23 protein-coding genes are annotated in these 26,831 nt (G+C 68.9%); 10 read left to right on the top strand and 13 right to left on the bottom strand.

Annotation, left to right across the window (positions count from 1 at the left end; translation table 11 throughout):
- The first annotated feature begins 151 nt into the window (after positions 1 to 151).
- Positions 152 to 1,549: an FAD-dependent oxidoreductase gene (locus AB4Z55_RS07260; protein ID WP_004020778.1), complete on the top strand. Its 1,398-nt coding sequence runs from the start codon at positions 152 to 154 to the stop codon at positions 1,547 to 1,549.
- Between the two features lie 113 nt (positions 1,550 to 1,662).
- Here the strand turns inward: AB4Z55_RS07260 and AB4Z55_RS07255 are convergent, their stop codons facing one another.
- A complete protein-coding gene (locus AB4Z55_RS07255) occupies positions 1,663 to 2,172 on the bottom strand; it encodes a hypothetical protein (protein WP_004020777.1) in 510 nt (169 codons plus the stop codon).
- Positions 2,173 to 2,444: 272 nt separating this feature from the next.
- Here AB4Z55_RS07255 and AB4Z55_RS07250 point away from each other — a divergent pair, with 272 nt between their 5' ends.
- From AB4Z55_RS07250 to AB4Z55_RS07240, 3 genes are read left to right on the top strand one after another with little or no spacing between them, the layout of a single operon-like run.
- Entirely contained in the window at positions 2,445 to 3,488 is a 1,044-nt protein-coding gene (locus tag AB4Z55_RS07250) for an iron ABC transporter permease (RefSeq protein WP_004020776.1), read from the top strand.
- Positions 3,489 to 3,502: 14 nt separating this feature from the next.
- Positions 3,503 to 4,630, top strand: a complete 1,128-nt coding sequence (locus AB4Z55_RS07245; RefSeq protein WP_231895829.1) for an iron chelate uptake ABC transporter family permease subunit — start codon at positions 3,503 to 3,505, stop codon at positions 4,628 to 4,630.
- Entirely contained in the window at positions 4,627 to 5,466 is an 840-nt protein-coding gene (locus AB4Z55_RS07240) for an ABC transporter ATP-binding protein (protein WP_101819788.1), read from the top strand. Before AB4Z55_RS07245 ends, AB4Z55_RS07240 begins: the two co-directional genes overlap by 4 nt.
- Before the next feature lie 31 nt (positions 5,467 to 5,497).
- Here AB4Z55_RS07240 and AB4Z55_RS07235 read toward each other — a convergent pair whose 3' ends face one another.
- Positions 5,498 to 6,814 carry a ClC family H(+)/Cl(-) exchange transporter gene (locus AB4Z55_RS07235; protein WP_248643515.1) on the bottom strand — a complete coding sequence of 439 codons (1,317 nt, stop codon included), beginning with the start codon at positions 6,812 to 6,814 and terminating at the stop codon, positions 5,498 to 5,500.
- Between the two features lie 26 nt (positions 6,815 to 6,840).
- Entirely contained in the window at positions 6,841 to 7,863 is a 1,023-nt protein-coding gene (locus AB4Z55_RS07230) for an AsnC family transcriptional regulator (RefSeq protein ID WP_354560966.1), read from the bottom strand.
- Positions 7,864 to 8,008: 145 nt separating this feature from the next.
- Between AB4Z55_RS07230 and AB4Z55_RS07225 the strand changes: the two genes are divergently transcribed.
- Entirely contained in the window at positions 8,009 to 9,574 is a 1,566-nt protein-coding gene (locus tag AB4Z55_RS07225; protein WP_354560968.1) for an MFS transporter, read from the top strand.
- A 16-nt stretch (positions 9,575 to 9,590) separates the two neighbouring features.
- Here AB4Z55_RS07225 and AB4Z55_RS07220 read toward each other — a convergent pair whose 3' ends face one another.
- Positions 9,591 to 10,505 carry an IclR family transcriptional regulator gene (locus AB4Z55_RS07220; RefSeq protein ID WP_248643518.1) on the bottom strand — a complete coding sequence of 305 codons (915 nt, stop codon included), beginning with the start codon at positions 10,503 to 10,505 and terminating at the stop codon, positions 9,591 to 9,593.
- A 112-nt stretch (positions 10,506 to 10,617) separates the two neighbouring features.
- Between AB4Z55_RS07220 and AB4Z55_RS07215 the strand changes: the two genes are divergently transcribed.
- From AB4Z55_RS07215 to AB4Z55_RS07205, 3 genes are read left to right on the top strand one after another with little or no spacing between them, the layout of a single operon-like run.
- Positions 10,618 to 12,333: a thiamine pyrophosphate-binding protein gene (locus AB4Z55_RS07215; protein ID WP_354560970.1), complete on the top strand. Its 1,716-nt coding sequence runs from the start codon at positions 10,618 to 10,620 to the stop codon at positions 12,331 to 12,333.
- Positions 12,334 to 12,365: 32 nt separating this feature from the next.
- A complete protein-coding gene (locus tag AB4Z55_RS07210; RefSeq protein ID WP_239403756.1) occupies positions 12,366 to 13,157 on the top strand; it encodes an SDR family NAD(P)-dependent oxidoreductase in 792 nt (263 codons plus the stop codon).
- Positions 13,154 to 14,740 carry a long-chain-fatty-acid--CoA ligase gene (locus AB4Z55_RS07205; protein ID WP_354560972.1) on the top strand — a complete coding sequence of 529 codons (1,587 nt, stop codon included), beginning with the start codon at positions 13,154 to 13,156 and terminating at the stop codon, positions 14,738 to 14,740. The genes AB4Z55_RS07210 and AB4Z55_RS07205 overlap by 4 nt, the downstream gene beginning before the upstream one ends.
- On the opposite strand, the gene AB4Z55_RS07200 is transcribed toward AB4Z55_RS07205, so the two are convergent.
- From AB4Z55_RS07200 to AB4Z55_RS07170, 7 genes are all read right to left on the bottom strand, one after another.
- On the bottom strand, positions 14,714 to 15,193 hold the full coding sequence (locus tag AB4Z55_RS07200; protein ID WP_248643522.1) for a hypothetical protein: 480 nt from the start codon (positions 15,191 to 15,193) through the stop codon (positions 14,714 to 14,716). The genes AB4Z55_RS07205 and AB4Z55_RS07200 overlap by 27 nt on opposite strands.
- 32 nt (positions 15,194 to 15,225) lie before the next feature.
- A complete protein-coding gene (locus AB4Z55_RS07195; protein ID WP_248643523.1) occupies positions 15,226 to 16,128 on the bottom strand; it encodes an LLM class flavin-dependent oxidoreductase in 903 nt (300 codons plus the stop codon).
- A gap of 88 nt (positions 16,129 to 16,216) precedes the next feature.
- Entirely contained in the window at positions 16,217 to 17,500 is a 1,284-nt protein-coding gene (locus AB4Z55_RS07190) for a fatty acid desaturase (protein ID WP_101819781.1), read from the bottom strand.
- A gap of 8 nt (positions 17,501 to 17,508) precedes the next feature.
- Complete coding sequence (locus tag AB4Z55_RS07185; protein ID WP_064569728.1) at positions 17,509 to 18,621, bottom strand: ferredoxin reductase; 1,113 nt, start codon at positions 18,619 to 18,621, stop codon at positions 17,509 to 17,511.
- Positions 18,622 to 18,764: 143 nt separating this feature from the next.
- Positions 18,765 to 19,244 (bottom strand): DUF456 domain-containing protein, encoded by a 480-nt coding sequence (locus AB4Z55_RS07180; protein WP_354560974.1) that lies wholly within the window; start codon positions 19,242 to 19,244, stop codon positions 18,765 to 18,767.
- Positions 19,245 to 19,259: 15 nt separating this feature from the next.
- Positions 19,260 to 20,942, bottom strand: coding sequence for a formate-dependent phosphoribosylglycinamide formyltransferase (gene purT / locus AB4Z55_RS07175; protein ID WP_354560976.1), 1,683 nt, complete (start codon positions 20,940 to 20,942; stop codon positions 19,260 to 19,262).
- Between the two features lie 172 nt (positions 20,943 to 21,114).
- The gene (locus AB4Z55_RS07170) at positions 21,115 to 21,462 is read right to left on the bottom strand and encodes a UBP-type zinc finger domain-containing protein (protein WP_101819876.1); all 348 of its coding nucleotides are present in this window, start codon (positions 21,460 to 21,462) and stop codon (positions 21,115 to 21,117) included.
- Between the two features lie 44 nt (positions 21,463 to 21,506).
- Between AB4Z55_RS07170 and AB4Z55_RS07165 the strand changes: the two genes are divergently transcribed.
- Together AB4Z55_RS07165 and AB4Z55_RS07160 are read left to right on the top strand one after the other, a co-directional pair.
- Positions 21,507 to 23,099 carry a Na+/H+ antiporter gene (locus tag AB4Z55_RS07165; RefSeq protein ID WP_354560978.1) on the top strand — a complete coding sequence of 531 codons (1,593 nt, stop codon included), beginning with the start codon at positions 21,507 to 21,509 and terminating at the stop codon, positions 23,097 to 23,099.
- A 107-nt stretch (positions 23,100 to 23,206) separates the two neighbouring features.
- Complete coding sequence (locus AB4Z55_RS07160) at positions 23,207 to 23,605, top strand: hypothetical protein (RefSeq protein ID WP_354560980.1); 399 nt, start codon at positions 23,207 to 23,209, stop codon at positions 23,603 to 23,605.
- Between the two features lie 9 nt (positions 23,606 to 23,614).
- Here AB4Z55_RS07160 and AB4Z55_RS07155 read toward each other — a convergent pair whose 3' ends face one another.
- Both AB4Z55_RS07155 and AB4Z55_RS07150 read right to left on the bottom strand, forming a co-directional pair.
- Positions 23,615 to 25,168 carry an adenylate/guanylate cyclase domain-containing protein gene (locus tag AB4Z55_RS07155; protein ID WP_354560981.1) on the bottom strand — a complete coding sequence of 518 codons (1,554 nt, stop codon included), beginning with the start codon at positions 25,166 to 25,168 and terminating at the stop codon, positions 23,615 to 23,617.
- Between the two features lie 295 nt (positions 25,169 to 25,463).
- Positions 25,464 to 26,750 (bottom strand): adenylosuccinate synthase, encoded by a 1,287-nt coding sequence (locus tag AB4Z55_RS07150; RefSeq protein WP_004020756.1) that lies wholly within the window; start codon positions 26,748 to 26,750, stop codon positions 25,464 to 25,466.
- Positions 26,751 to 26,831 lie beyond the last annotated feature (81 nt).

Below are 26,831 nucleotides of genomic sequence, written 5' to 3'. Positions count from 1 at the left end.
CCGTCGAGGTGAGGGTTACCTCACAGACGGATTTTGGTCGGGGACAGCAAGCGCCTACCGTAGAAGGGATAGGCCTTATCCATACGCGCGGACCCGGGGGTCACCGAGATTACTGGCCGGCGCGTGCTGAGCAACGGAAGACACCTACTCCATGAGCGACAACAGCCGCCCGCTGCGGGTTGCGATCGTCGGTGCCGGTCCCGCCGGGATCTACGCCGCCGACGCGTTGATGAAGTCCGACACCGCCAAGGACCGCGGCGTCAGCATCGATCTGTATGAGCGGATGCCCGCTCCGTTCGGTCTGATCCGCTACGGCGTCGCACCCGACCACCCGCGCATCAAGGGCATCATCACCGCCCTGCACAAGGTCCTCGACAAACCACAGGTACGCCTGCTCGGCAACGTCGACTACGGCACCGACATCACCATCGACGAACTGCGCGCCCACTACGACGCGGTCATCTTCTCCACCGGCGCCACCGACGACCGCGTCCTCGACATCCCCGGCATCGACCTCGACGGCAGCTACGGCGCCGCCCAGTTCGTCGCCTGGTACGACGGCCACCCCGACTTCCCCCGCACCTGGCCCCTCGAGGCCGAGAAGGTCGCAGTCATCGGCGTCGGCAACGTCGCCCTCGACGTCGCACGCGTACTCGCCAAGACCGGCGACGAACTGCTGCCCACCGAGATCCCCGCCAACGTCTACGAAGGACTCAAAGCCAACAAGGCCATCGAGGTCCACGTCTTCGGCCGCCGCGGCCCCGCCCAGGCCAAGTTCACCCCCCTCGAACTCAAAGAACTCGACCACTCCCCCAACATCGAAGTCATCGTCAACCCCGAGGACATCGACTACGACGAGGGTTCGGCCGTCGCGCGCCGCGGATCGAAGATCACCGACCAGGTCGCCACGATCATCGAGAACTACGCGATCCGCGAACCCAAACAGGGCGCGATCCACAAGCTGTTCCTGCACTTCTTCGAAAGCCCCACCGAAATCCTCGGCGAAGACGGCAAGGTCGTCGGTCTGCGCACCGAACGCACCCAGCTCGACGGCACCGGCAACGTCAAACCCACCGGCAAGACCACCGACTGGGAAGTCGGCGCGGTCTACCGTGCGGTCGGCTACCTCTCCGACAACCTGCCCGAGATCCCGTTCGACTCCCAAGCCGGCGTCATCCCCAACGAAGCCGGACGCGTCTTCGACGAAGGCCACCAGCTCACCGGCATCTACACCACCGGCTGGGTCAAACGCGGCCCCGTCGGCCTCATCGGCCACACCAAGGGCGACGCCAACGAGACCGTCGACTGCATCCTCAAAGACATGGAAGCCGGGGCCCTCAACCAACCCGGCAAACCCGGCGAGGACGCCATCATCGAACTCCTCGAGTCCAAGAGCATCCCGTTCACCACCTGGGACGGCTGGTACCGACTCGACGAACACGAACGCGCACTCGGCGCCGCCGAAGGCCGCGAACGCGTCAAAGTCGTTGAACGCGAGGACATGCTCGCCGCGTCGGAGCCCGACAAGGTGTCCCGCCCCTCCGCGTGACGAACGCACAAGAGCGGCGGCCGAGATCTCTCGGTCGCCGCTCTTTCGCATGCGCCCGGCGGGTGCGGGGGCGTCCTCCCCGCACGCCGCCCGGCGCGAAATGCTTCAGTTGTTCATCGACCCGGGATCGCGGGAACGCCCGCGACGTCGGTGCCGCCGCCGGTCAGGACCGTCGACGCCGACGCCGAGGAGCCCGTGCCGAGCCGGTCCAACGGGTTGTCGACGCGCCGGACGTTCCACCAGAAACCGGCATTGTCGGTCAGGTTCTCGGCGTAGTCGGAGATCGCGTATCCGGCGATCGATGACGGGAAGCAGCCGAACCAGGTGGTCTTGATCGTGAGCGATTCGTTCTTCTTCAGCTGCGACTTGAACTTCGTCGCGCCGTTGATCTCCTGCAGGGTGACGTTGCGGAACTCGCCGTCACGCGCGGTGACCCGCATGAACCGGGTCATGCTCCACGCCTGGTTCCACGGAGTGCCCGGAGCAGCGAACTGACAGTAGACCCCGCCCGTCATCTGGAGGTTGGGAACGGCGGCGTGGGCGGGTGCAGCACCCACCAACGTTCCACCGGCGATTCCTGCGGCGACCAGAACCCCTGTGAGAGCCCGTTTCAGCGATTTCATCGATCCTCCTCGTTCGTAGGCGACACTGTTGTGTTTCCCGACGTCGCCGTCGTGGGGCGGTTCATCCCATCCCACCGGCGACCGGTCTGCTGCTGTCGGTCCGAGATGCCCACCGACACCGGGACTATCGACCCAGCCTGAGCGAAGTGTTACCGCGCGCACAGCCTTCCCTCAGCATTCGTCGGCATTTCGTTATCCGAACGACACCCGGCTTGTCTGCTCCGCACACGGTGCGGAGGCGTCCCCGCGCAAGGTTGGTAAGGTTTACCTTCGTGCGCCGATCTGTCCGAGTTCTCGGAATCCCGCTGCTGCTCGCGACCCTTGCAGCGCTGGTCGTCGCGTCCGTGCTCTTCGGGACCCGACCGGTCCCTCTCGACGAGATCTGGCCGAGCTTCACCGCCGGCGCCCAGGAGATCTGGAACGCGTTGATCAATCTGCGGATGCCGCAGGTGCCGAAGGACACCGACGTCGACGGGATCGTGTGGGACCTCCGTGTGCCGCGCACACTGCTCGGCCTGTCCGCCGGACTCGCGATCGGTGCGGCCGGCGCCATCACGCAGGGCCACACCCGCAACCCGATCGCCGACCCCGGAATGCTGGGCGTCAACGCCGGAGCCGCATGCGCTGTCGTGGGCGGCATCTATCTGCTGGGGATCACCAGCCCGATCGCGTTCATGTTCTTCGGCCTCGTCGGCGCGATCATCGCGTCGACCGTGGTGTTCGGGTTGTCGTCGTTGAGTGGCTCGAGTCCGCTGACCCTGGTGCTCGCGGGTACCGGCCTGACCGCGATGCTGACCGCCATCACGTCCGCGATCGTGCTCGTGGACACCAATTCGCTGGACCAGTGGCGCTTCTGGAGTGTCGGGTCCACGGCGGGCCGGGGCATCGACGTGTTCTGGGCCAGCCTGCCGTTCATCGGCGTCGGACTCGTCCTCGCGCTGGCGAGCGGATTCTTCCTCAACGTCCTGAGCCTGGGCGACGACATGACCAAGGCACTCGGTTCCCGGGTCGTGCTGATCCGCGCCCTCGGCGTGCTGACGATCACCCTGCTCATCGGAGCCGCCACCGCGGCCTGCGGCCCGATCGTGTTCCTCGGTCTGGTCGTCCCGCACATCGCGCGCGCGATCGTGGGCGCCGACTACCGGTGGATCATCCCGTACTCCGCTCTGCTCGGCGGCATCCTCCTCGTCGGTTGCGACATCCTCGGCCGCGTCGTCGCCCGCCCCGGCGAAGTCCAGGTCGGTGTGATGCTGGCACTGGTCGGGGCGCCGTTCCTCATCGTCATGGTCCGCCGACAGAGATTGGGGACCGTGTGAACCCGCCGACCTCCATGAAGACCGCGACCGGTATCGCCGAGAAGACCGGGCTCCGGGCCAAGACCCGGATCGCACCTCATCCCGGCGGCTACCGGATCGCCATCGAACCGATGTCGATGGTCGTCCGCCCGCGCATGCTCGCCGTGGCACTGGTGTCCACCACCGTCACCGTCCTCCTGTTCCTCACGAGCGTCGGGGTCAGCGACTTCCCGCTGACCCCGATCGACGTCGCGCGCATCCTCCTCGGCGGCGGCACCCGGGTCGAGAACGTCGTCGTCTTCGACGTCGCCCTGCCCCGCGCGCTGGTCGCGCTACTGGTGGGATTCGGTCTGGGCCTTGCCGGTTCGCTCACCCAGCTGATCGCCCAGAACCCGCTGGCCACGCCGGACATGCTGGGCATCACCGCCGGTGCCAGCGTGGCGGCGGTGACCGCGATCGCGTTCTCGACCACCAGTTGGGGCGCATGGCTCGGCGGTCTCGGCGTCCCCGCGTCCGCCATGCTCGGCGGGTTGCTCACCGCCGTCGTCATGTACGTCTTGGCATGGCCGGGACGCAAGGCCAACAGCGGCATCAACCCGTTCCGGCTCGTGCTGATCGGTGTCGGGATGACGTGGCTGCTGCAGGCGCTGACCCAGTTCCTGCTGTCCCGTGCCGACATCCGGGATGTCGGTCGCGCGCAGGTCTGGATCGTCGGATCGGTGGCGAACGTGGGCTGGTCGAATGTGTGGCCGGTCGTCGCGGGTGTGTGCGCGAGCATCGTCGTCGTGGTCGTCCTGGCCCGCCAGATCGGGATGCTCAGCCTCGGACCCGATCTCGCCCGCGGACTCGGCGTCCGCACCGGTGCGGTGTCGACGACGCTGCTCCTCACCGCGGTCCTGGTCGCCGCGCTGAGTGTGTCCGCGGCCGGCCCGATCGCCTTCGTCGCCCTGCTCGCCCCGCAGATCGCCCTGCGGCTGGCCGGTACCGCCGTGCCCACACCTCTGGTGTCCGGGGTCATCGGTTCGGCGCTGGTCCTGGGCGGCGACCTACTGTGCCGCACGGTACTGCCCGGTGGTCTGCCGGTCGGCATCGTCACCGCCGCGATCGGCGGGCCGTTCCTGATCTACCTGATGGTCGTCATGTCCCGAAAGGCGAGCGTATGACCGCGTCCTCCCTCGAAAACCCGACCGCCACCGCGCGATTGCGCGGCGTCGGGCTCACCGTCGGCTACGACGACCGGATCGTCATCGACGGCCTGGACATCGACATCCCCGACGGGCAGGTCACCACGATCATCGGCTCGAACGGATGCGGCAAGTCGACGCTGCTGCGGTGTCTCGCCCGGCTGCTGCCACCGCGGGCCGGCACGGTGTACCTCGACGGCGACGACATCTCGTCGGCCCGGCCCAAACAGGTCGCGCGCACCCTGGCGATCCTGCCGCAGAATCCCATTGCGCCCGAAGGTCTCACCGTCGCCGACCTGGTCGGGCGCGGACGGCACCCGCACCAGCGCTGGTTCGCGCAGGCCAGCGCCGCCGACGAGGCGGCGGTCGCGCAGGCGATGGAGATGACCGACACCCTCGACCTCGCCGACCGCACCCTCGACGCGCTCTCCGGCGGACAGCGACAACGGGTCTGGATCGCGCTGACCCTCGCCCAGGACACCGACCTCATCCTGCTCGACGAGCCGACCACCTATCTCGACCTCGCCCACTCCATCGACGTCCTCGACCTGGTCCGCAGGCTCCGCGACGAGCACGGCAAGACCGTCGTCATGGTGCTGCATGATCTGAATCTGGCTGCCCGTTACAGCGATTCGCTCTTCGTCATGCGCAACGGCGCCATCGTCACCACCGGCTCCCCCACCGAGGTCATCGACGCCGAGACCCTCGATGCGGCGTTCGGCCTGCGGGCGCACGTGATGACCGATCCGGTCACGGGCGGCCCGCTCATCGTGCCGCTGGACTCACGGACGAACGCGACCCCCGCTGCCCCCTGATCCGAAAGCGCGACCCCTGGTGCCCCTGAGATCAGGGGTCATCCCGCCGAGCCGAATTCGCGAGCATCCGCTCGCGGAGCGAGTCGTACACCGGCGGTGACCCGGACATGTGCGCGACGAGCACCGCGGCAGCCGTCGCGGCCAGCATGGGAAGGGCGACCGTGGTGGTCGCGGTCATCTCCATCACCACGACCATTCCGGTGAGCGGCGCCCGGACGACCGCGCCGAACAGCGCTGCCATCCCGGCCAGGATCATCGCACCCCGGAATCCCGACCCAGCCGAGTCCGGCTGCTGGACAACGACGTCGGCGACCTCGGCAAAGGTGGCACCCCACAGCGCGCCCAGCGCGAGCAGCGGCGCGAACAGGCCACCGGGCGTGCCCGCGGCGTATGAGAGCGGACCCGCGACGAACCGGACGAGGAAGAGCGCGGCGAGTGCGGGGAGCACGACACCGCCGTCGACCACCGCCTGGGTGAGTCCGTCCCCGCCGCCGGCTGCGCGCGCATCGAGGGCGAGCAGTGCACCGATCACCGCACCGATGAGAGCGGCGCGACCGATCGGGGGCACCCGCGAGAACCGGCCGACCCAGCCGAGGGTCCCGAGAACCATTCGGCTGTAGGCGATCCCGATGAGGCCGGAGACGAGGCCGAACACCACGAAGACGGGCAGCACCGTCACCGACGGCACGTCGAGATCGGGTACGTCGAATTCCGGACGGTCGCCGAGGATCACCCGGCCGGCGGCGACCGCCGCCACCACGGCGAACACCGTCGGCACCACGAGTCGCAGCCGGACCGAACGGCCGACCTCCTCGAGCGCGAACAGGGCACCACCGATCGGCGCGGTGAACGCCACCGCCAGGCCCGCGCCGCTCAGTGACGTCTGCATCACCCGGACGTCGGCGTCGTCCAGCCCTCCGCGCCTGCCGGTCTCGGCACCGACGACGGCGCCCATGTGCACCGTCGGCCCTTCTCGCCCGAGCACGAGCCCCGATCCGATCGCGGCGAGCGCGCCGACGAACTTGGCCGGGATCAGGCGCAGCGGCGCCGAGGACACCTCACCGCGCTCGACCGCCTCCACATGCTGGATTCCGCTGCCCGCGGCGGTCGGGACGACCCGAACGGCGAGCGCGCCGAGCGCCGCGCCGGCCGCGGTGACCGCGATGGGTACCAGCCACCCGGGAACACCGAATCCCGCCGACCAGTCGAGCATCTCGACGCGCCAGCGGTCCAGGTGCCCGAGACACCAGCGGAACGCGCCGCCCAGCACACCGGTCACGAGCCCCGCCACGACGGCCAGCACACACAATCGCACCAGGCCCCGGTCGGCAGGTGGTGGCGAGGTCACACGTGGACGCTACCCTGCATCGCGCATCACACCGGCTGGATCAGCCGTCCCTGCACCACAAGCGAGGCGTTCTGCTTGAGCCGGCGCATCCGGATGCTGACCGAGTACCCGGTGACGCCCTCGATGGCGGCAACCCGGGTCCGTAGATAGTCGTAGAAATGAGCGGTGTCCCGGCAGATCAGCGACACCATGAGGTTCCGCTCGCCACTGATCGCCGCGGCGAACGCGACTTCGTCGTGAGCTGCGAGTTCGGTTCCCGCCCGGTCGAGAGCCGCCGGGGTGACCGTGAGCCAGAGGGTGGCACTCAGGTCGAAACCGAGACGGTCGGGCAGGATCTCGACGTCGTAGAACAATGCCCCGGCGCGTTCGAGTGCGCGGAGCCGACGGCGGACTCGTCCGACCGTCCAGCCGCAGATACGGGCGAGCTCGCGGTGCGCCCGGCGGCCGTCCTGGACCAGGGCCTCGATCAGCATCGCATCGTCGGCGGTCAGGCGCCCGCCGCCCGCCGTGTCGTCCTGTTCCGGCTCCTCCGGCGTGTCATCGCCCGCACCGGTCGCTGCGGAGGCGAGGAGGTCCCGGTCGCGGTCGGCGAGATGGCCGCCGAATCCCGTCCATCTCGACGCCGGGTGGCCGGGGTCGAAGGCGTGCAGGATGAGATCGATGCTGACGTCGGTCACCGCGGCGCGCGCCGGGAACGTCCTCGCGATCGCTTCCTCGCCCGCCACGCCGAGTGGCGCCCGGATGAGGCAGATGATCTCCGCACCCCCCGATGCGACGTAGGCGAAGGCGACTTCCCGGCGGCGGGCGAGTGAGGATGCGAGCGGTTCCATCCGATCCGGGCGGCACCGCACTCGTGCCACCCACTCCGACTGGCCGCGCACCGAGGGTTTGATGATGCCGACGACCTTCATCACCCCGGCCCGCCGCAGCGCCTGGTAGCGACGTGCCGCGGTCTGCTCCGAGATCCCGGCCACATCGCCCAGCTGCCGGAACGTCGCCCGCGGCGACACCTGTAGTGCGCGGAGGATCGTGCCGTCGATGTCGTCCATGGTGGAGGAAGTGTACCGATGACGAGTCTCGGTAGTCGGAATCGTACCGCCTCAGGGAATCGGTACGCGATTTCGGGGCATGGACTCCGACAATGGATCTCTGCGCCGTGCCGGCGCCCCCTTCCTCCAGACCGAAAGCGAGCGCGTGACCGCGACCACCTCCCCCGTCACCACCGGTGTATCGACAGTTCCCGAACGCCGCACGGCAACCATCGTCATGGCCTGCCTCGGCGTCTTCGTCGCCTACCTGCCCATCACGAGCGTTGCCGTGACCCTGCCGGCGATCGGCACCGCGTTCGGCGCGTCGACCGCTCAATTGTCCTGGGTCCAGGACGCTTTCGTCCTGCCGATGGCGGCGTTCATCCTCACCGCGGGGGTCTTCGGCGACGTACACGGCCGACGCAAGGTGTACCTGGTCGGACTGTCCCTCACCGCACTGGGCGCACTCGTGGCGTTGTCCGCGCAGTCGATCAGCATGGTGTGGATCGGACAGGCGCTCGCCGGCACAGGCGCGGCCGCGCTGCTCCCCACGACCCTGGCTCTGATCAGCCATGCCGTCCCCGACGTCCGCGAGCGCGGCAAGTTCATCGGCATCTGGGCATCGGCGCTGATGCTCTCACTGACGGTCGGGCCGTTGGTCGCGGGCCCGGTCGCCGAGTCGGCGGGCTGGCGCTGGATCTACCTGCTGCCGATCCCGGTGGCGCTGATCGCACTCGCGGTCGCGGTGGTGACCCTGCCGGAATCCCGTGCGCCCCATGCCCGTCGCCTGGACTGGCCCGGTCAGATCTCCGCCGCGGTCGCGGTCACCGCGCTGGTCTTCGGCGTCATCGAGGCCGGCGTCTACGGCTTCGGCGACGCCCGGGTCATCGTCGCGCTGGTGGTCGCCGTCATCGCCGCGGTCGGGTTCGTCATCACCGAGAAGCGTTCGGCGAGTCCGATGCTCGACCTCGATCTCTTCCGGAGCCGCGCCTTCACGGCCACGACCCTGGTCGCGATGATCACGTTCCTGGCGCTCATCGGCTTCATCTTCGTGCTCAGCATGTATTTCGGTCTGGTGCAGCAGCTCGGCACCATCGAGGCGGGCTGGCGGTTGGCCCTCATGAACGGCGCGTCGATGCTGGTCGGGGCGCTCGCCGGCAAGATGATGCACCGTATCCACGCGCGGTTCCTGATCGGCGGCGGTCTGATCATGGTCGCCGTTGCCCAGTTCGCACTGCTGACCATCGACGCCGAGACCTCGTTCGCATCCATCTCCTGGCGTCTGGTCGTGCTCGGGCTCGGGATGGGCCTGGTGATGGCACCGATGACCGCGACCGCGGTGTCGGCGGTGCCCTATCACCTGTCGGGGATGGCCGCGGCCGGCAACAACGCCTTCCGTCAGGTCGGCGGCGCGCTCGGTCCGGCTGTCCTCGGTGCCCTCCTGACCGCCGGCGCGGTGAACTCGTTGCCGCAGAGGCTCATCGACGCCGGTGTCGAGGAACCGGTACGCGACCGGGTGGTCGGCGCGGTCGACACCGAGGGCCTGGCCGCCGCGAGCGGCCTGAACCTCGGCGCCGACACCCCCGCCGTGATGGGCGCCGTCGGCGACGCCTTCCTGGACGGCATGCACCTGTGTCTGACGTTCTCGGGCGTCCTCACCGCGGCCGCCGCGATCCTCGCACTCGTGATGTTGCGTCCCGGTCGGGCGGTCGAGGAGCAGCCGGTCGGCTGAGCCGCGGGTCGATGATCTAGGACCCGACAGGCGGCGCCCCGCCGAGCCCGTCGGTGACCGCGGCGGCGGCGGTCCGCACCCGGCGGCCGAGCTCGATGACATCCTGCCCGAGCATCGACGTGCGCGCGTCGACGACCGCGACGATGACTGCGGGCACTCCGCCGGGTGCGAAGGCGACGGCGTTGACAGAGATGGGCCGGTAGTCGGCGGCCGGATCGATCTCACCGACCACGACGTCGGTGGACAGACGACGCTGCGCCTCGCGTAGCGCGGAGACCGCACGCTGCCCGGCAATGCCCGTACCGCGCAGCCCGGCCACGGTGGCCGACAGCGACTGCTCTCGTTGATCAGCACACTCCACCGCGTACCCACGGGCGCGGATCACCTCGAGCATCGGCCGGTACATTTCGCGCAGTTCGGCATGGTCGATCCCGACATGGTCCGCACCGAGGAGCAGCCACTCGTCGAGCCGATCGGGCGGGTACCACGCGGCCAGTCCCGCGCCCAGCGGGGGCGCGATCTCCAGGGTGTCGCCCAGCCGCAGGCCGAGCGTGCCGCGGCGGCCGGCCACGGGTTGCACGATCTCACCGATCGCCAGGTCGGCCCCCGAGGGTACGAACGCGATTGCCGCCATGCCGCTTTCGTCGGCCAGATCGCGCATCAGCGGACGAGCGACCTCCACCGGGGCCATCGCCCGCGACGCCGCCTCACCGATCGGGACCACCGCGGGCCCCAGGCGGTAGCCCTTGGTGACCGGGTCCCGCAGGAGCCAGCCCGCTTCGGTCAGCGCGATGACCATCGGATAGCACGTGGGCTTCGAGACCCCGAGGTGCCGCGCGATGTCGGCCAGGCTCCGGGCCGTCGTCGGCTGGTCGGTCAGCAGCTGCATCAGCATGACGATGCGTTCGGTCTGCGGGGAGGAGCGCGCCATGCGCCCATCGTGCCACCGACGGATGTGTTCGCATAATGCGACTCTGGCGTCGCACTGTGATCGCAGTTACTCTCAGCCGCACACGTTGGACGGCTCTCGAAAGGTCCCCACAATGGCAACTGTCAACGGCGGTCAACTTCTTGCCCGCGCACTCGCCCAGGCCGGCACGACGGAGGTCTTCACCCTCCACGGCGGACACCTCGACGCCTTCCTGATCGCCTGCGCGGGAGAGGGAATCCGGCTCACCGACACCCGCCACGAGGCGAGCGCCGGCCACGCCGCCGATGCGTACGCACGCGTCACGGGCGGCTTCGGCGTGTGCGTGGTCACCTCGGGCCCCGGGTTCACCAACGTCTACACCGCGCTGGCCAATGCCTACCTGGACCGCTCGCCGACACTGTTCGTCGTCGGGGCGCCTCCGCTGCGCGAGACCGAGACCAATCCGCTGCAGGGCGGCTTCGATCAGATCGCCGCCGCCGACCCGGTCACCAAGTGGGCCTACCGGATCACCGACGCCGCCCGCGTCCCGGAGATCGTCGCGCTGGCCATCCGCAAGGCCACCAGCGGCGTGCCGGGCCCGGTGCTGCTCGAACTGCCCATCGACGTCATGTTCGGCGAGGCCGACGACGATCAGGTGCGCTTCCCCACCAACTACCGGGTCTCGACGCGGTCCGGAGCGGATCCCGACGCCGTGACCCTGGCCCTCGACCTGCTGCAGACCGCATCGAACCCCGCGATCGTGATCGGCGGCGGGATCACCTTCTCCCGTGCCGAAGAAGCGCTCGTGGCCTTCGCCGAGACCGTCGGCGTGCCCGTGTTCTATCCGGGCAAGGCCGATGGTGCGATCCCGGCCGACCACCCGCTCGCCGGTGGCGGACTCCTGTCGATGGGCACCATCCCGGCCCTCGGGGCGCCCACACCCGACGTCGTCGTCATGGCGGGCACGCGAGCCGGGATGTTCACCGGCGGGCGGGCCAGCATGTTCCCGGGCGCCAAGATCATCCAGATCGACATCGACCCCGCCGAGATCGGCCGGATCTACGACGTCGAGGTCCCGATCGTCGCCGACTGCCGCGCCGCTCTGGAGCAACTCACCGCTGCGGCCGCCGGACGGACCTGGCCGGACTGGACCGAGTGGGCAAGCACCGTGAAGGCCGCCAAGGGCGCGCACGCCGCCGGATTCCCCGACGCGACCACCGACACCGGCAAGATGCACCCCTACTTCGCGGCCAAGGCCATCGTCGAGGCCTGCCCGCCGGACACCATCTTCGTGCTCGACGGCGCCGAGGCCCCGTCCTGGGCAGAGTTCTTCGTCGCCGTCGGACGTCCGGGAAGCGTCCTGCGGCTGGGTTATCTCGGATGCTTGGGCGTCGGACCGGGATTCGCGATCGGAGCGGCCCGGGCCCGGCCCGCCGCACCCGTCGTGCTGATCACCGGAGACGGCGCAGCCGGTTTCCACCCGCAGGAATTCGACACCATGGGCCGTCATCACCTGCCGGTGACCACCGTCGTCTTCAACAACGCCGTCTGGGGTATGTCGATCCACGGGCAGGAGGCCGTCTTCGGGCCCGAGGGCGTGGTCGTGTCCGAGCTGGCCGACAGCGACTACGAGAAGATCGCGGAGGCCTTCGGCGGAATCGGAATGCGCGTCAAGCATCTCGATGATCTCGCGCCCGCCGTCGAGAAGGCTCTCGGCGCCGATGTCCCCGCGTGCATCAACGCCGAGATCGAGCCGGGCGTCGTCCACCCGATCACGACCATGATGCTCGGCGACGTCACGAGCACCGACGAGATCGTCGTCCCCTATTACGAGAACCTGCCCCGGTGACCACCGATCACACCCGGCGAGAGGGAGAGACCATGACGGACAAGCGTGTCGACGGCAAGATCGCCGTCGTCATCGGCGGCGGCTCGGGCATCGGCGAAGCCGCGGCCCGGACCCTGGCCGTCCACGGTGCAGCGGTGACCGTGGCCGACGTGAATCTCGAAGCGGCCGAGGCTGTTGCCGCAGACCTCGGCGGAGACGCACAGGCGCGGTGGGTCGACGTGACCGACGAGGAGTCGGTGGCCGCGCTCTTCACCGGGGTGACGGACGACCTCGGCGGTGTGGACATCGCGGTGAACTGCGCCGGGTTGAACATCCCGGGGTTCATCGTCGACCTCGACGCGCAGCAGTGGCAGACGACCATCGAGTTGTGTCTCACCGGTTCGTTCCTGGTGACCAAGCACGCGGGACGAACGTTGAACGACGGCGGATCGCTCATCGGCATCGCCTCTCTCAACGCCCGCCAGCCTGCGGCCGGCTTCGCGGGCTACTGCGCGGCCAAGGCGGGCATGGTGATGCTCGCCGAGGTCGCCGCACTCGAGCTGGCCCCGCGCGGCATCCGGGTCAACTCGATCTCCCCGGGGCTCGTGGACACCCCGCTGGTGCAGACCCTCACCTCGATCCCGGTCATCCAGGACGACTTCACCGAGAACACCCCGCTCGGGCGGAACGGCCGGCCGGACGAGATCGCCGACGCGGTCCTCTATCTCGCCTCCGACGACTCGCGGTGGGTCACCGGGGAGACGATCAACATCAACGGCGGTGCGCACCTGCGCCGGTATCCCGACGTGATGCGCCACCTCGCCGACCTGGCGGCTGCCGAATGACGACGCCGACCGACTATCGTCTGGCCGAGCAGACCCGGCTCCGCGCACGCCTCGACGGAGACGCCCCGGCGCTGTCGGGGGCCGGGGTGCAGCTCACCTACCGGCAGCTCGACGACCGCGCCAACCGTCTGGCGAACGTGTTGCGCGACCGCGGTATCCGAGCCGGCGATCGGATCGCCGTGTTGGGGAAGAGCTCTCCGGAGATCATCGAGACGGTACTCGCCGCCGCGAAGATCGGCGCGGTCACCGTGCCGCTGAACTGGCGGCTCTCGGTCCGCGAGCTCGGCGAGGTCGTCGACGACGCACGGGCACGTCTGATCGTCTGCCACCGCGACTTTCTCGATGCGGTGACGGAGATCCTCTCCGGTGCAGACACTGTCATGCAACCGATCGCATTCGGCGATCCACGACAACCGCTCTCGTACGAACAGTTGCTGGCGACGTCGTCCCCGAATGATCCGGGCCACGTCGGCGACGCCGACGACGTGGTCCTCCAGCTCTACACCTCGGGTACCACCGGCCGGCCCAAGGGCGTGCTCACCTCCAACACCAACCTGGGCGCCTGCACGCAGGCCGGCGGGCCGTGGGGGTTCGACGACTCGTCGGTCAGCCTCTGCGCCATGCCACTCTTCCACATCGGCGGACTGGGCTGGGCGCTGGTGGGGCTGGCCAACGGCGCACACAACGTGGTAATCGCCGACTTCACCCCGGAATCCCTCCTGGACACCCTTGTCCGCGAACGCATCACGAACGTCTTCCTGGTACCGACCGTCATCGGCATGCTCGTGGACGTACCGGGCGCCGACCAGGCCGATGTCGGGGCATTGCGGTCGATCGCGTACGGGTCCGCGCCGATCACCCCCGCACTCCTGCGACGGACGCTGCGCACCTTCGGCACCCCGCTGTTCCAGGTGTACGGACTCACCGAAACCCACGGCGCGGTCACCCAACTCGACGCCGCGGACCACAGCACCGACCCCGAGCGCGCACATCTGCTCCGCTCCGTCGGCCGCCCGTACCCCTGGGTGGAACTGACCATCAGAACCGCATCGGGCACCGAGGCGACGTCCGGCGAGCAGGGCGAGATCTGCGTCCGGACACCGCAGGCGACCCGCGGCTACCACCGGCGCGACGCCGAGACCGCGGCGGCCATCGACGCCGACGGCTGGCTGCACACCGGCGACATCGGCCGCGTCGACGCCGACGGTTACGTGTACGTCACCGACCGGCTCAAGGACATGGTCATCACCGGCGGTGAGAACGTCTATCCCACCGAGGTCGAGGCGGTTCTCGGCGACCACCCGGACGTCGCGCAGGTCGCGGTGGTCGGGCTGCCGCACGACACCTGGGGCGAAGAGGTGACGGCGTTCGTCGTGCCCGCGCCGGGGCACGAACCCACCGAAGCCGATCTCCGCGCCTTCGCCCGGTCCCGGCTGGCCGGCTACAAGGTCCCCAAGACCGTGCACATCGTCTCGGCGCTTCCGCTCGGCGCGACCGGGAAGATCCTCAAACGCTCTCTGCGAGAACAATTCGCAGCACGACGCGGGCCGGTCGCGTCAACTCCGGCGACCGCCGACGAGTGACGTCACATAGCGCGCAGGGACATCGAACCACACCTCGCGCGCCGGCGTCCGCTGCAGTGCCGATTCGGGCAGCTCGGTGGAGTAGGTCAGACTCAGCGTCCCGGTGAAGTCGGGATGGACGCGATCGAGCGCCGGGATCTCGATGACGAGACCGCCGGGGTCGATGACCGCGCGGACCATCGACCCCGGCGGGGCCGCCCACTCGTGGTCGACGGCCCGGCCGGCGCGCCCGGGAACGGTCGACATCGTCGCCAGGACTCGACGAGGCGTCAAGACGAGGGCACCGGTGAAGGGCCGGACGGAGCCCTGCGCCGATCGGCCGGGTACGCGGCCGCTGAATCGCAGTGTCACGGGCACGAATTCGACGATGTGGTGGGCCTGCTCGGAAGCGGCTTCGGCGCGAAGGTCATCGGGGAGCTTGCCGATGCCGAGCATCCGGCGCAGGGAGGCCATGGCAGCACCCTAGATCCCGCGGCGACGCTCCGTCAGGAGAATGCCGCGGCCACGTCCGCGGCTCGCCGCAGTTGATCGGGATCGGAACTCGTCGGGATGAGTTGGACCTCGTCGGTGCCGATGTCGGCGAAGCGCCGCAAGACCTCGGCCAACTCGGCCTCGGTGCCCGCCCACCCGGTGGTGGGTGCGATCGCGTCGACGAACTCCGAGGGGATCCAGTTCATGTAGTGGTGCAGGTGCCGGGTGACCTGCGCGCGCGGACCGTCCCCGTCGCCGATCGCGAACCAGAACGACGTCGCAAGATGCGGTGCCGCCCGCCCGGCCTCGGCCCACGCCGACCGGGCGACGTCGAAGAGTTCGTTCTGCTTGGCGGTGTCGAGATCCAAGGTGACCCCGGCGATCCCGTCCGCCCAGTCGACCGCGCTGCGGATGGTCTTGGGTCCGGTGGTGCCGACATGCAGTTCCGGACCGCCTTTTCGGTGCGGCGACGGACCGACCGGCAGGACCGATTCGGTCAGTTTCTCACCGGCCCACACTCGTTTCATCGTCGCCGCCCGGTCGGCGAGTTGACGCATCGTCTGCGTCGACGGGTCCGCGCCGACCGCCCGATAGTCCTCGTGTCGCCCGCCGACGCCGAGGGCCACGGTGAGGCGGCCGGCCGACAGCATGTCGCCGGTCGCCAGTGACTTGGCGAGCATCACCGGGTCGTGCAGCTGCGGCACGACGACCGTCATCACCAGCGGTACCCGAGCCGTCCAGGCCGCCAGCGCCCCGAGAAAGGTCAGGCATTCCGGGTTGTCGAACGCGATGCGTTCACCCCAGCACAAGGAGCTGAACGGACCGTCGTCGATGGTGGTGGCCCAGGAGTGGAGCATCTCGGCATCGAGATCGGGCTCCATCACGGGCATCGTCATCCCGATGCGCACGAGCGCCATTCTGGCACGGACGACCCACGACCGGACGTGGTTTCGCAGATGCCGCGCATCGTTGCGGCAAACGCAACGATGCGCGACATCGGTTCTGTCAGTGCTGGTTCCGCCCCGGAGCACCGGACGCGGCCCGGCCGACATGCGCTGCCCGCACCGGCGAATTCTTCAGTTCGCGCAGCGCGGTCCGCAGACCGCGGCGCTTGCCGGTCTCCGGGTCGACGCCGAAGTGATCGCTCATCCCCTCGCGGATCGCGAAACGCAGCTCCGACGCCGTCTCGGGCGCGTCGTCGGACGTGGCCTTCAACAGCGAGTTCGGCAGTGCCAGCTTCGCGATGGTCCGGAACGACTGCGCGTACTGGCCCAGGAGGGTCCCGGTCGTGTACGGAAGGTCGTACTTGTCGCAGAGTTCACGCACACGCACACCGATCTCCTCGTACCGGCTGCTCGGCAGGTCGGGGAACAGGTGGTGCTCGATCTGGTGACTGAGGTTGCCGCTCATGAACCGCATCAGCGGGCCCGCCTTGAAGTTGGCCGATCCCAACATCTGCCGCAGGTACCAGCGCGGCTGATCCTCGTTCTCGAACTCCTCGACCGTGAACTTCTCGGCGCCGTCGGGGAAGTGACCGCAGAAGATCACCATGTACGCCCAGTAGTTGCGGACGATGTTCGACGTGAAGTTCGCCGTGAGCGTCGTCTTCCAGTTCGGTCCGGCCAAGGCGGGGTAGATCAGGTAGTCCTTGGCGGCCTGCTTGCCGACCTTGGTGCCGATCACCCGGAGATCCTTGGCCGCCTGGCGGTAGGTCTTCTCCTTGTTGCGCAGCTTCTCCGTCTCCAGATGGTGCAGCGCGACACCGTATTCGAAGAACGTACCCAGCGTCAGGTTGTAGATCGGGTTGCCGACGTTCCACCACTCCCAGGGCTGGTCCCGGGTGACGCGGAGGATACCGTAGCCCACGTCGTCGTCCATCCCGACGACGTTCGTGTACTTGTGATGGACGAAGTTGTGCGAGTGCTTCCACTGCACGCTCGGGCAGGTGGTGTCCCACTCCCACGACGCCGAGTGGACCTCCGGATCGTTCATCCAGTCCCACTGACCGTGCATCACGTTGTGGCCCAGTTCCATGTTCTCGATGATCTTGGCCAGCGAGAGCATCGCGGTACCGGCCGCCCAGGCGACCTTCTTGTTGCTGAACATCAGGGCGAGCCGGCCGCCGGCCGCGAGACTCCGCTGGATGGTGATGGCCCGCCGGATGTACTTGGCGTCGGCCTCGCCACGCGACTCCTCGATGTCACGGCGAATGGCGTCGAGTTCGGCGCCGAGGGTCTCGACGTCGCTGTCGGTGAGATGTGCGTACTGATCGATGTCGGTGATGGCCATGAAGCCTCCTACAGATCGAGGGTGCATTCACCAGACACGGCGCTGATGCATGTCTGGATTCGTTCTCCTTCGCGACGCTCCTCGCCGGTGCGCAGGTCACGAACGTAACCCCCGGCGAGTGGCACGACGCAGGTCTGGCAGATGCCCATCCGGCATCCGAACGCCATCTGGATGCCCAGGTTCTCGCCCGCCTCGAGCAGCGTTGTGGCGCCGTCGATCTCGGCCTCTTTGTCCGAGATCGCGAACTTCACGGTGCCACCCTCGCCGCCGTGGTCGGTGCGCGCGATGGCGAACCGCTCCACGTGCAGCCGCTCGCGGAGACCACCGTCCTCGTAGTGGCTCTCCATCGCGTCGAGCAGCGCCACCGGCCCACAGGCCCAGCATTCGCGCTCGCGCCAGTCCGGCGCCCACTCGTCCATCCGGGAGACGTCGAACTTCCCCATCTCCTTGGTCAGCTGGAGGTTGAGGTCGTAGTCGTCGGCCTCCTCGGCCAGTTTCTCCATCTCGTCGAGGAAGATCACGTCGTCGCGCGTGGGCGCGGAGTGGATGTGCACGATGTCGGGCGTCTCACCGTGCGAACTCAGCTGTCGCAGCATGGCCATCACGGGGGTGATGCCGCTGCCGGCGGTCACGAACAGGATCTTGCCCGGCACCGGTTCGGGCAGATGGAAATCGCCCTTCGGGGATTGCAGCCGGATGATCGTCCCGGGGCTGACGCCGTCGACCAGGTGCGACGAGAGGAACCCGTCCGGGTTGGCCTTCACGGTGATCGCGATGGTCTTGTTCTCGTTGGCCCCGATCGATGTCAGTGAGTACGACCGCCAGTGCCACTTGCCCTCGATCTGCAGACCGATGCCGACGTACTGGCCCGGTTTGTACGAGTCGGGGAAGCCCCAACCCGTCCGGATGGTGACGGTCGCGGTGTCGTCGGTCTCCTTGGTGACGTCGAGCACCTTGCCGCGGAGTTCACGTGCGCTCCACAGCGGATTGATCAGGTGCAGATAGTCGTCCGGCAGGAGCGGAGTGGTCGCTCGCGCCACCAGACCGCGGATGATGTTGACCTCGGGCTTGCGGGCCTCGACCCCCGCTGCCGGCCGCTTGCTCCACTTCAATAGGTTCACACAAACTCCTCCCCTGGAATCCCCTCGGCTGGAGTTACTGGCGGGTATTTACCCTTCGGTGCACGACTGTACACATGCAATCGGTGACCGCGGTCACAAGCTTCGATATTGCCAGTTCAGACGCGGATCGGCGACCCCGCAGGTCACCAGACGAAGGCGCCGCCGGTCCAGATGCCGGTCGCGATCAGCGCGAAGAGCAACTCGATGCCGATCGTCTTGACGGCGGCTCTGAGTGCCGAGAACGCGCCGCGCCAGGCTCCGTCGAAGCTCCGCGTGCGGACCAGTTCCGACGCCAGTGCGCCGACGATGAACCCGAGCAGCAGACCGATGACCGGCACGACGAAGAAGCCGACGATGCCGACCAGTCCGCCCACCACGATCGTGCGGTTCGGGATCGCGTCCGCGCGCAGGGACCGCCCGGCGACCAGGTACTTGAGCACCTCACCGATCGCGATCACGACGAGGGCCAGCGCGAACACCGACCAGGCCCAGCCGCCGACGATCAGCGCCCACACGAACAGCGCGCCGACGATGAGCAACGTGCCGGGCACGATCGGCACGACGATGCCCACCAGCCCGACCATGATCACCGCTGCGACCAGCAGCTCACCCCAGAACGGCACCCGCGTGTCGTCCGGTCACTCGCCGGGTGTCGACGACGCGTCGGGGCGTACGTCGGTGGTCCGGCCACCGGTCTTGACGATCGAGGTCATCGCCGGAGCCGGTTCGTTCGGGGACTGGTCCTTGGGGGCCGTCCGCGGCGGCGGGCCCGCGGGACGCGGGGGCGTTCCCGGCGGGGGTGTCGAGGGCGGGGGCACCGGGCGTGGACCACCGGCCGGCCGAGGGACCGGTCGAGGCTGCGGCGGCGGGCCCGGTCGGCGGGGCGGCGGACCCGGCGGTCCACCCGCAGGCTTCGGCACGCCGGGTGGCGGGCCCCCGGGTCCACGCGATGGACCGACCGGTCCGGGCGGCGGCCCGGGCCGTCGGGGCGGCGCCGTCGGGGGCGGGGTCGGCGGAAGTGCGGTGACGGTGCGGACGGCGGCGCGACCCGGCACCGGGGTGACGAGCGAGGCGGCGCGGACGGCGCGCTCACGGGCGGCCGGGACGTCGTCGGCGGTCGCGGTGATCACGCCCATCCGCCGGCGGTGGAAACTCTCGGGCTTGCCGAACAGCCGGATGTCGGTCTCGGGGACCGCCAGCGCCGCGGCGACGTTCTCGAACCCGATCGCCGGCTCGTCGAGCTGCCCGTAGATGACGGCCGACGCGCCCGGGGACGCGAGTGTGACGTCGACCGGGAGGCCGAGGATCGCCCGGGCGTGCATCTCGAACTCCGACAGACGTTGGGTCGACATGGTGACGAGACCGGTGTCATGGGGCCGGGGGCTCACCTCGGAGAAGTAGACGTCGTCGCCCTTCACGAACAGCTCGACCCCGAAAACACCACGCCCGGCGAGTTTTCCGTCGCCGAGAGCGGTGGCGATGCGCGCCGCGATGGATGTCGCCGATGCGTGCGCATCGGTGCTCATCTCATGGGGCTGCCAGCTCTCCACGTAGTCGCCGTTGATCTGCCGATGCCCGATCGGCGCGCAGAAGTGGGAGGTGAGCCGGCCGGTGGCCGGATCGATCGCCCGGACCGTGAGAAGGGTGATCTCGTAGTCGAATTCGACGAAGCCTTCGACGATCACCCGAGTACCCCGTACACGACCACCGGTGTTCGCGGTCTCCCACGCCGACGCCAGGTCCTCGGGACCGCGCACCACCGACTGCCCCTTGCCCGACGAGGACATGACCGGCTTGATGACGCACGGGAACCCGATCTGGCGCGCGGCGATGGTGACTTCCTCGAGCGTGTCCGCGAAGAGGTACGGCGAGGTCGGCAGGCCGAGCTCCTCGTCGGCGAGGCGCCGGATGCCCTCACGGTTCATCGTCGCGACGACCGCGCTCGCGGTCGGGATGACCTCGGCGATACCGCGTTCGGCGATGTCGACCAGGGCCTCGGTGGCGATCGCCTCGATCTCGGGTACCACATACGCGGGACGATGTCTGTCGACGACGGCGCGGAGCGCATCGGCATCGGTCATGTCGATGACCTCGGCGTGATGGGCTACCTGGTGGCCGGGTGCGTCGGCGTAGCGATCCACGGCGACGACCTCGACACCGAGGCGCTGGAACGCGATCACGACCTCTTTGCCGAGTTCACCGGCTCCGAGGACCATCACCTTGGTCGCGGTCGGACTCAGCGGCGTGCCGATGACGTCCGGTGGCCCGGTCGTCGGCGCCGGCTGGGCTGCGCTGATCGCGCTCTCGCTGTTCGACGTCATCCTCAAATCCTACTTGCCGTCAGCACACATCCCGACGCGGTCGGCGCCGGGAGCGAAGCGAGCGGGCCGGATGTCACGCGGCGCCGGGAGCGAAGCGAGCGGGCCGGATGTCGCTCGGCGCCGGGAGCGAAGCGCGCGGGCCGGATGTCACGCGGCGCCGGGAGCGGAGCGCTCATCCGGTCACCTCGTGCACGAAGCACCACCGCCACACCTCGCCCGGTTCGGCCGAACGCATGACCGGGTGCCCGGTGTCGTGGAAGTGTCCCGTCGCGTGCCGGCGCGGGCTGGAGTCGCAACATCCGATGTGTCCGCACGTCAGGCACTTTCGTAGGTGGGCCCAGTGGGTCTCCCCGATCGCGACGCAATCCTGGCAGCTGCGGTCGTCGCCGGCGGCCGGGGCCGGGTCGTCGGCCGGTGCGGCGTCGAACGCCTCCAGTTCGGCGCAGCGTGCGGTGGCGGTCGAGCCGGCCGACGCCGACTCCGGCGGACCGGACGAGGACTTCCGGCGAAAGATCTGCATGCTCGACATTATCCACCGCGCCGGGCGCCATTAGAGTCGCTCGAATGGGCGCATCGCTACTGCTGGTCGCGGTCATCGCCGTGGCGGTCGCGGCTCTGTGCCGTCGCTACGGGTTGTCCTCGCCGCTCGTGCTGGTCACCGTCGGGCTGGGCATCGGCTGGATTCCCGAGCTGCCGTCGGTGGCCCTGGAACCGGAGCTGGTGCTGTTCCTCATCCTGCCGCCGTTGTTGTACTCGGCCTCGCAGGAGAGTTCGTATCAGGCGTTCCGCGCGAACTGGCGCGCGATCGGGTTCCTGGCCGTCGGCCTCCCGCTGGTGACGACGCTGGTCGTCGGGTACGTCGCCTACCTCGTCGTCCCCAATCTCCCGCTCGCCGCGGCGCTGGTGCTCGGCGCCGTCGTCGCGCCGCCGGATGCGGTGTCCGCGCAGGCCATCGGCCGTCGGTTGGGTCTCCCGCGTCGGATGATGACGCTGCTCGGCGGCGAGAGCCTGCTCAATGACGCGACGGCTTTGACCGCCTTCCGGATCGCGCTCGCCGCGGCGGTGGGGGCCACCGCGACGGTCGGCGAAGGGGTCCTGACGTTCGCGGTGGCCGCCCTCGGCGGCCTGATCATGGGGCTGCTCGTCGGGATGGTCGTGTCGTGGGTGCGCGTCTGGCTCACCGACCCACCGATGGAGACGGCCATCGGCATCATCGTCCCGTTCGCCACGTATTACGCGGCGGAGGAGCTGCACGGTTCTGGTGTCATCGCGGTGGTCACGGCCGGTCTCTACCTCGGCCACCGGTCGGTGCGGCTGGGCTATGCGACACGCCTGCAGGACGAGGCGGTGCGCAAGTCGATCGACACCATCCTCGAGTCGTTCGTCTTCCTGCTGATCGGCCTCCAGTTGCCGATGCTCATCGAGGGTGTCGAGAACGAGTCGTGGACGCAGATCGCCATCGACGCCGCGGCCGTCCTGGCGGCGACGATCCTCGTACGGATCGTCTGGGTCTTCCCGGCGACCTATCTGCCCCGTCTGCTCTCACGACGGATCCGCGACCGCGAACCGCCACCCACCCCGGCGTCGGTGTTCGTCGTGTCCTGGGCGGGTATGCGCGGTGTGGTGTCGCTGGCCGCCGCCTTTGCGATACCGGTCTACACCGAGATGAACGAGCCCTTCCCCGCCCGCGCGGAGATCCTGTTCCTCACCTTCGTCGTCGTGGTGGGAACGCTGCTGATCCAGGGCACGACCCTGCCCTGGGTCATCCGATTCCTCGGGGTCAGCGGCGACGAGCATGCGCAGGACCGGCTGGCGTACGCGGCCGCCCAGGACCGGGCGTCCCGCGAGGCCGAACGCCGTCTCGACGAGTACGCGGCCGAGCTGACCGACGACGACCCGCGCCGCCTTCAGGTGGTGATGCTGCGCAAGTGGGTCACGACGCAGCGCAACGTGGCGTGGGAGGAACTGGGCCGGGGCCCCGAAGATCTCGGGGAGAGTCCCTCGTCCGCCGGCGCGCGCCTGCGGACGGAGATCCTGCAGATCCAGCGCGCGGCGTTCATCGCCGAACGCGACGCGGGCCGCATCGACGACGAAGTACTGCGGATCGCGTTGCGCCGCCTCGACTTCGCCGAGGGGCAGGGCGACCGCGATGTTTAACCCCTGAGGAGCCGGAGCCTGCGGAGGGCGTCCCGTCGCCCACCCGAACGACTCCGGGGAGTTCTGCCCATTCCGCCTTCGGCGGTCCGCCCCTACCGTCGGTTCCCATGACCACGACCCTCACCCGCCTGGCCACTGCCGGCGCCTCCCTCGTCCTCACCGCAGGCGCGCTCGCCGTCGGCACCGCCGCCGCGGCTGCTGCGCCGTCCGCACCGTCCTGCGATGCCGGACAACGGACCGTCACCTCGGTCGTCACCGCACACTCGGCGGCGTCGATCTGTCAGTGGCGCTCCGACGGCACGCTCGAATATCGCGGCGTCGCCCGCTCGAGCGGCAACACCCTCCACATCCCGGTGTCCGAGGTGCACCAGCAGGAGAACGGTAGCGGCCGCCCCTATTACGTCGCCTACAACAACGGGTACAAGTACCTCGTCTTCGACGGGCTGGGCCTGAGCATCGTCGGCCCCGACGGGTTGCTGATCAGCTCCGAGGACGCGATCGGCTGAGTGGGACCGTCATCCCTCGCCGACGAACGCGGCGAACACGGTGGTCTCCTCCGTACGACCCCGCAGTGACGTGGTCTCCTGCTCCTCCCAGCGGTCGGCCTCTGTCCGCTGCGCGGCCTCGACCGCACGCCCAGAGGCCAACGGCCGCCGCGGATCCCGCTTGGCCAGCTCCGACAACCGGGCACTCTCGTTCACCGGATCGCCGATGACGGTGTACTCGAATCTCTCGATGGCACCGACGTTTCCGGCGACCACGGCCCCGTGACTGACCCCGATACCCGCCGACAGCTCCGGGACCTCCTCGGCCAACCCGTACGCGATGTCGCGGGCGGCGGCGAGTGCGCTGCCGGCCGCGTCGTCGAGGTCGATGGGCGCACCGAAGATGGCGAGCACCGCGTCGCCCTCGAACTTGTTGACCAGGCCGTCGTGTTCCTCGACCGCCCGCACGATCACGGCGAAGAACTTGTTCAGGATCTCGACGACCTCGGTCGGGCGTCGTTGCGCGGCAAGCGTCGTCGAACCGATGACATCGACGAACAGCGTGGCGGCCAGGCGTTCGGTGCCGCCGAGTTCCGGGCTCGACGACATCGCCGCCTCGGCGACGTCGTGTCCCACGTGACGTCCGAAGAGATCGCGGATCCGTTCCCGCTCACGGAGTCCGGCGACCATCGAGTTGAAACCGACCTGGAGGTCACCGAGTTCGGTGCCGTCGTAGACGACTAGGTCGGCGTTGTCGAGGTCGCCGTCGCTCACGCGGTTCATCCCGGCGCGCACGCTCCGGATGGGTCCGGTCACGCTCATACTCGACAGCAGTGTGAGCAGCAGGCCGGTGAACAGCGCGGTGATCCCGAGGACCGTCGCCCCGACGAACAGATCGAGTTTGGAGGTCTCGTCCCGCGCGAGCCCGAAGGCCAGCACCAGCAGGATGCCAATGATCGGGATGGCCGAACCCACCATCCACGAGACGACCGAGCGCGCCTTCACACCGGTACGTTTGCGTCGGCGGTGCCCGGCCGAGATCAGTTCCGCCGCAACGGGACGCAGCGTGAAGTCGATGAACAGGTACGAGATCGCCACCACCACGACGCCACTGAGGCTCACCACGAAGAGCGTCTTCGGGATCAGCTGCGGGTCGACGATCCCGTACATGATGGTGAGCATGACGGTGGCGATGCCCCACAGGAATCCCTGCACCAGGGACAACCGCCACGGCAACCGCATCGTCCGACGGGCATCGCGTTTGGTCGGCGCGACGTCGCGGATCGCCCAGCGCAGGTCGCGGACGCCGACGTAGGTGCCCCACCCGATCCCCACCACGAAGGCCGCGGTGATGTAGACGGGCACCACGATGAAATTGACCCACCACAGTTCGGCGGTGAAGATGGTCGGCTGCGGGATGCCGACCGCGGTGAGCGAGACCGCGACGATCGCCCCGAACAGATTGGCCACCACGATCGACGCGGTCAGCAGCGTCTGGATGCGGACCCGCTGTTTGACCGAGCTCTCGCCGACGGAACCGAGCAGGATGGACCCGTAGTCGCGGCTCCCCCGCTTCGCACGCATGGGCACTAGCTAATCACGAGCCGTGCCCGGATCCGCGATGAGCTTCGCGGAGCCACTTCCGGAGCGTCACCCCGCCCCTGAGCGGGAGCCCCCTGCCCCTGAGCAGGAACACCCCCTGCCGCCCCCTGAGGAGCGAAGCGCACCACCCTGCCCCCTGAGGAGCGAAGCGCACCACCCTGCCCCCTGAGGAGCGAAGCGCACCACCCTGCCCCCTGAGGAGCGAAGCGCACCACCCTGCCCCCTGAGGAGCGAAGCGCACCACCCTGCCCCCTGAGGAGCGAAGCGTCTCGAAGGGTCAGACGATCTCGCGCCGCACGATCGTCTGATCCCGGCCCGGACCGACGCCCACGCACGAGATGTGCGCACCCGAGAGCTCTTCGAGCCGCAGGATGTAGTTCTGCGCGTTCTGGGGCAGCTCCTCGAAGGTCTTGCACTGGGAGATGTCCTCCCACCAGCCGGGCATCTCCTCGTAGATCGGCTTCGCGTGGTGGAAGCCGGTCTGCGTCATCGGCATCTCCTCGACACGTTCGCCGTCGACTTCGTAGGCCACACAGATCGGCACGGTGTCGAGGCTGGAGAGGACGTCGAGCTTGGTGAGGAAGTAGTCGGTGATGCCGTTGACGCGGGTCGCGTAACGGGCGATCACGGCGTCGAACCAGCCGCAGCGGCGGGCACGTCCGGTGGTCACGCCCACCTCGCCGCCGGTCTTGGCCAGGTACGCGCCCCACTCGTCGAAGAGCTCGGTGGGGAACGGTCCCGATCCCACGCGCGTGGTGTAGGCCTTCAGGATGCCGAGGACGGTGGTGATCTTGTTGGGACCGATTCCGGCGCCCACCGCGGCACCGCCGGCCGTCGGGTTCGACGACGTCACATACGGATAGGTGCCGTGGTCGACGTCGAGCAGGGTGCCCTGCGAACCCTCCAGCAGCACCGTCTCGCCGTTCTCCAGGGCCTGGTTCAGCAGCAGGCGGGTGTCGGAGATGCGGTGCTTGAAACCCTCGGCCTGCCCGAGGACCTCGTCGACGACCTGCGCCGGGTCGAGAGCCTTGCGGTTGTAGATCTTGACCAGGATCTGGTTCTTCAGCTCGAGCGCGGCCTCGACCTTCTGGGTGAGGATCTTCTCGTCGAGGACGTCGGCGACGCGCACACCGACGCGGGCGATCTTGTCCTGGTAGCAAGGGCCGATGCCGCGACCGGTGGTCCCGATCTTCTTGTTGCCCAGGAACCGCTCGGTGACCTTGTCGATCGCGACGTGGTACGGCATGAGCAGGTGCGCGTCGGCGGAGATCAGGAGGCCGGAGGTGTCGACGTCGCGGTCCTCGAGGCCACCGAGTTCGGTGAGCAGCACGCCGGGGTCGACGACGACGCCGTTGCCGATCACGTTCTGCACACCGGGCGTCAGGATGCCGGACGGGATGAGGTGCAGCGCGAAGGTTTCCCCGTTGGGGAGTACGACGGTGTGCCCGGCGTTGTTGCCGCCCTGATAGCGGACAACCCAGTTGATCCGGCCTCCGAGGAGGTCGGTCGCTTTGCCTTTGCCCTCGTCACCCCACTGGGCTCCGATAAGCACGATCGCGGCCATGTCCGGTACTCCTTTGTGTGGCGCGCTTGGGACCAAACCTGACCAACACTACTGGGTCGGCGCGCTCGATACGCTATCCGC

Source organism: Gordonia sp. ABKF26 (assembly GCF_041103195.1).
In the GTDB taxonomy this organism is placed as follows: Bacteria; Actinomycetota; Actinomycetes; order Mycobacteriales; family Mycobacteriaceae; genus Gordonia; species Gordonia terrae.
This window is presented reverse-complemented; position numbering and strand designations above follow the sequence as displayed.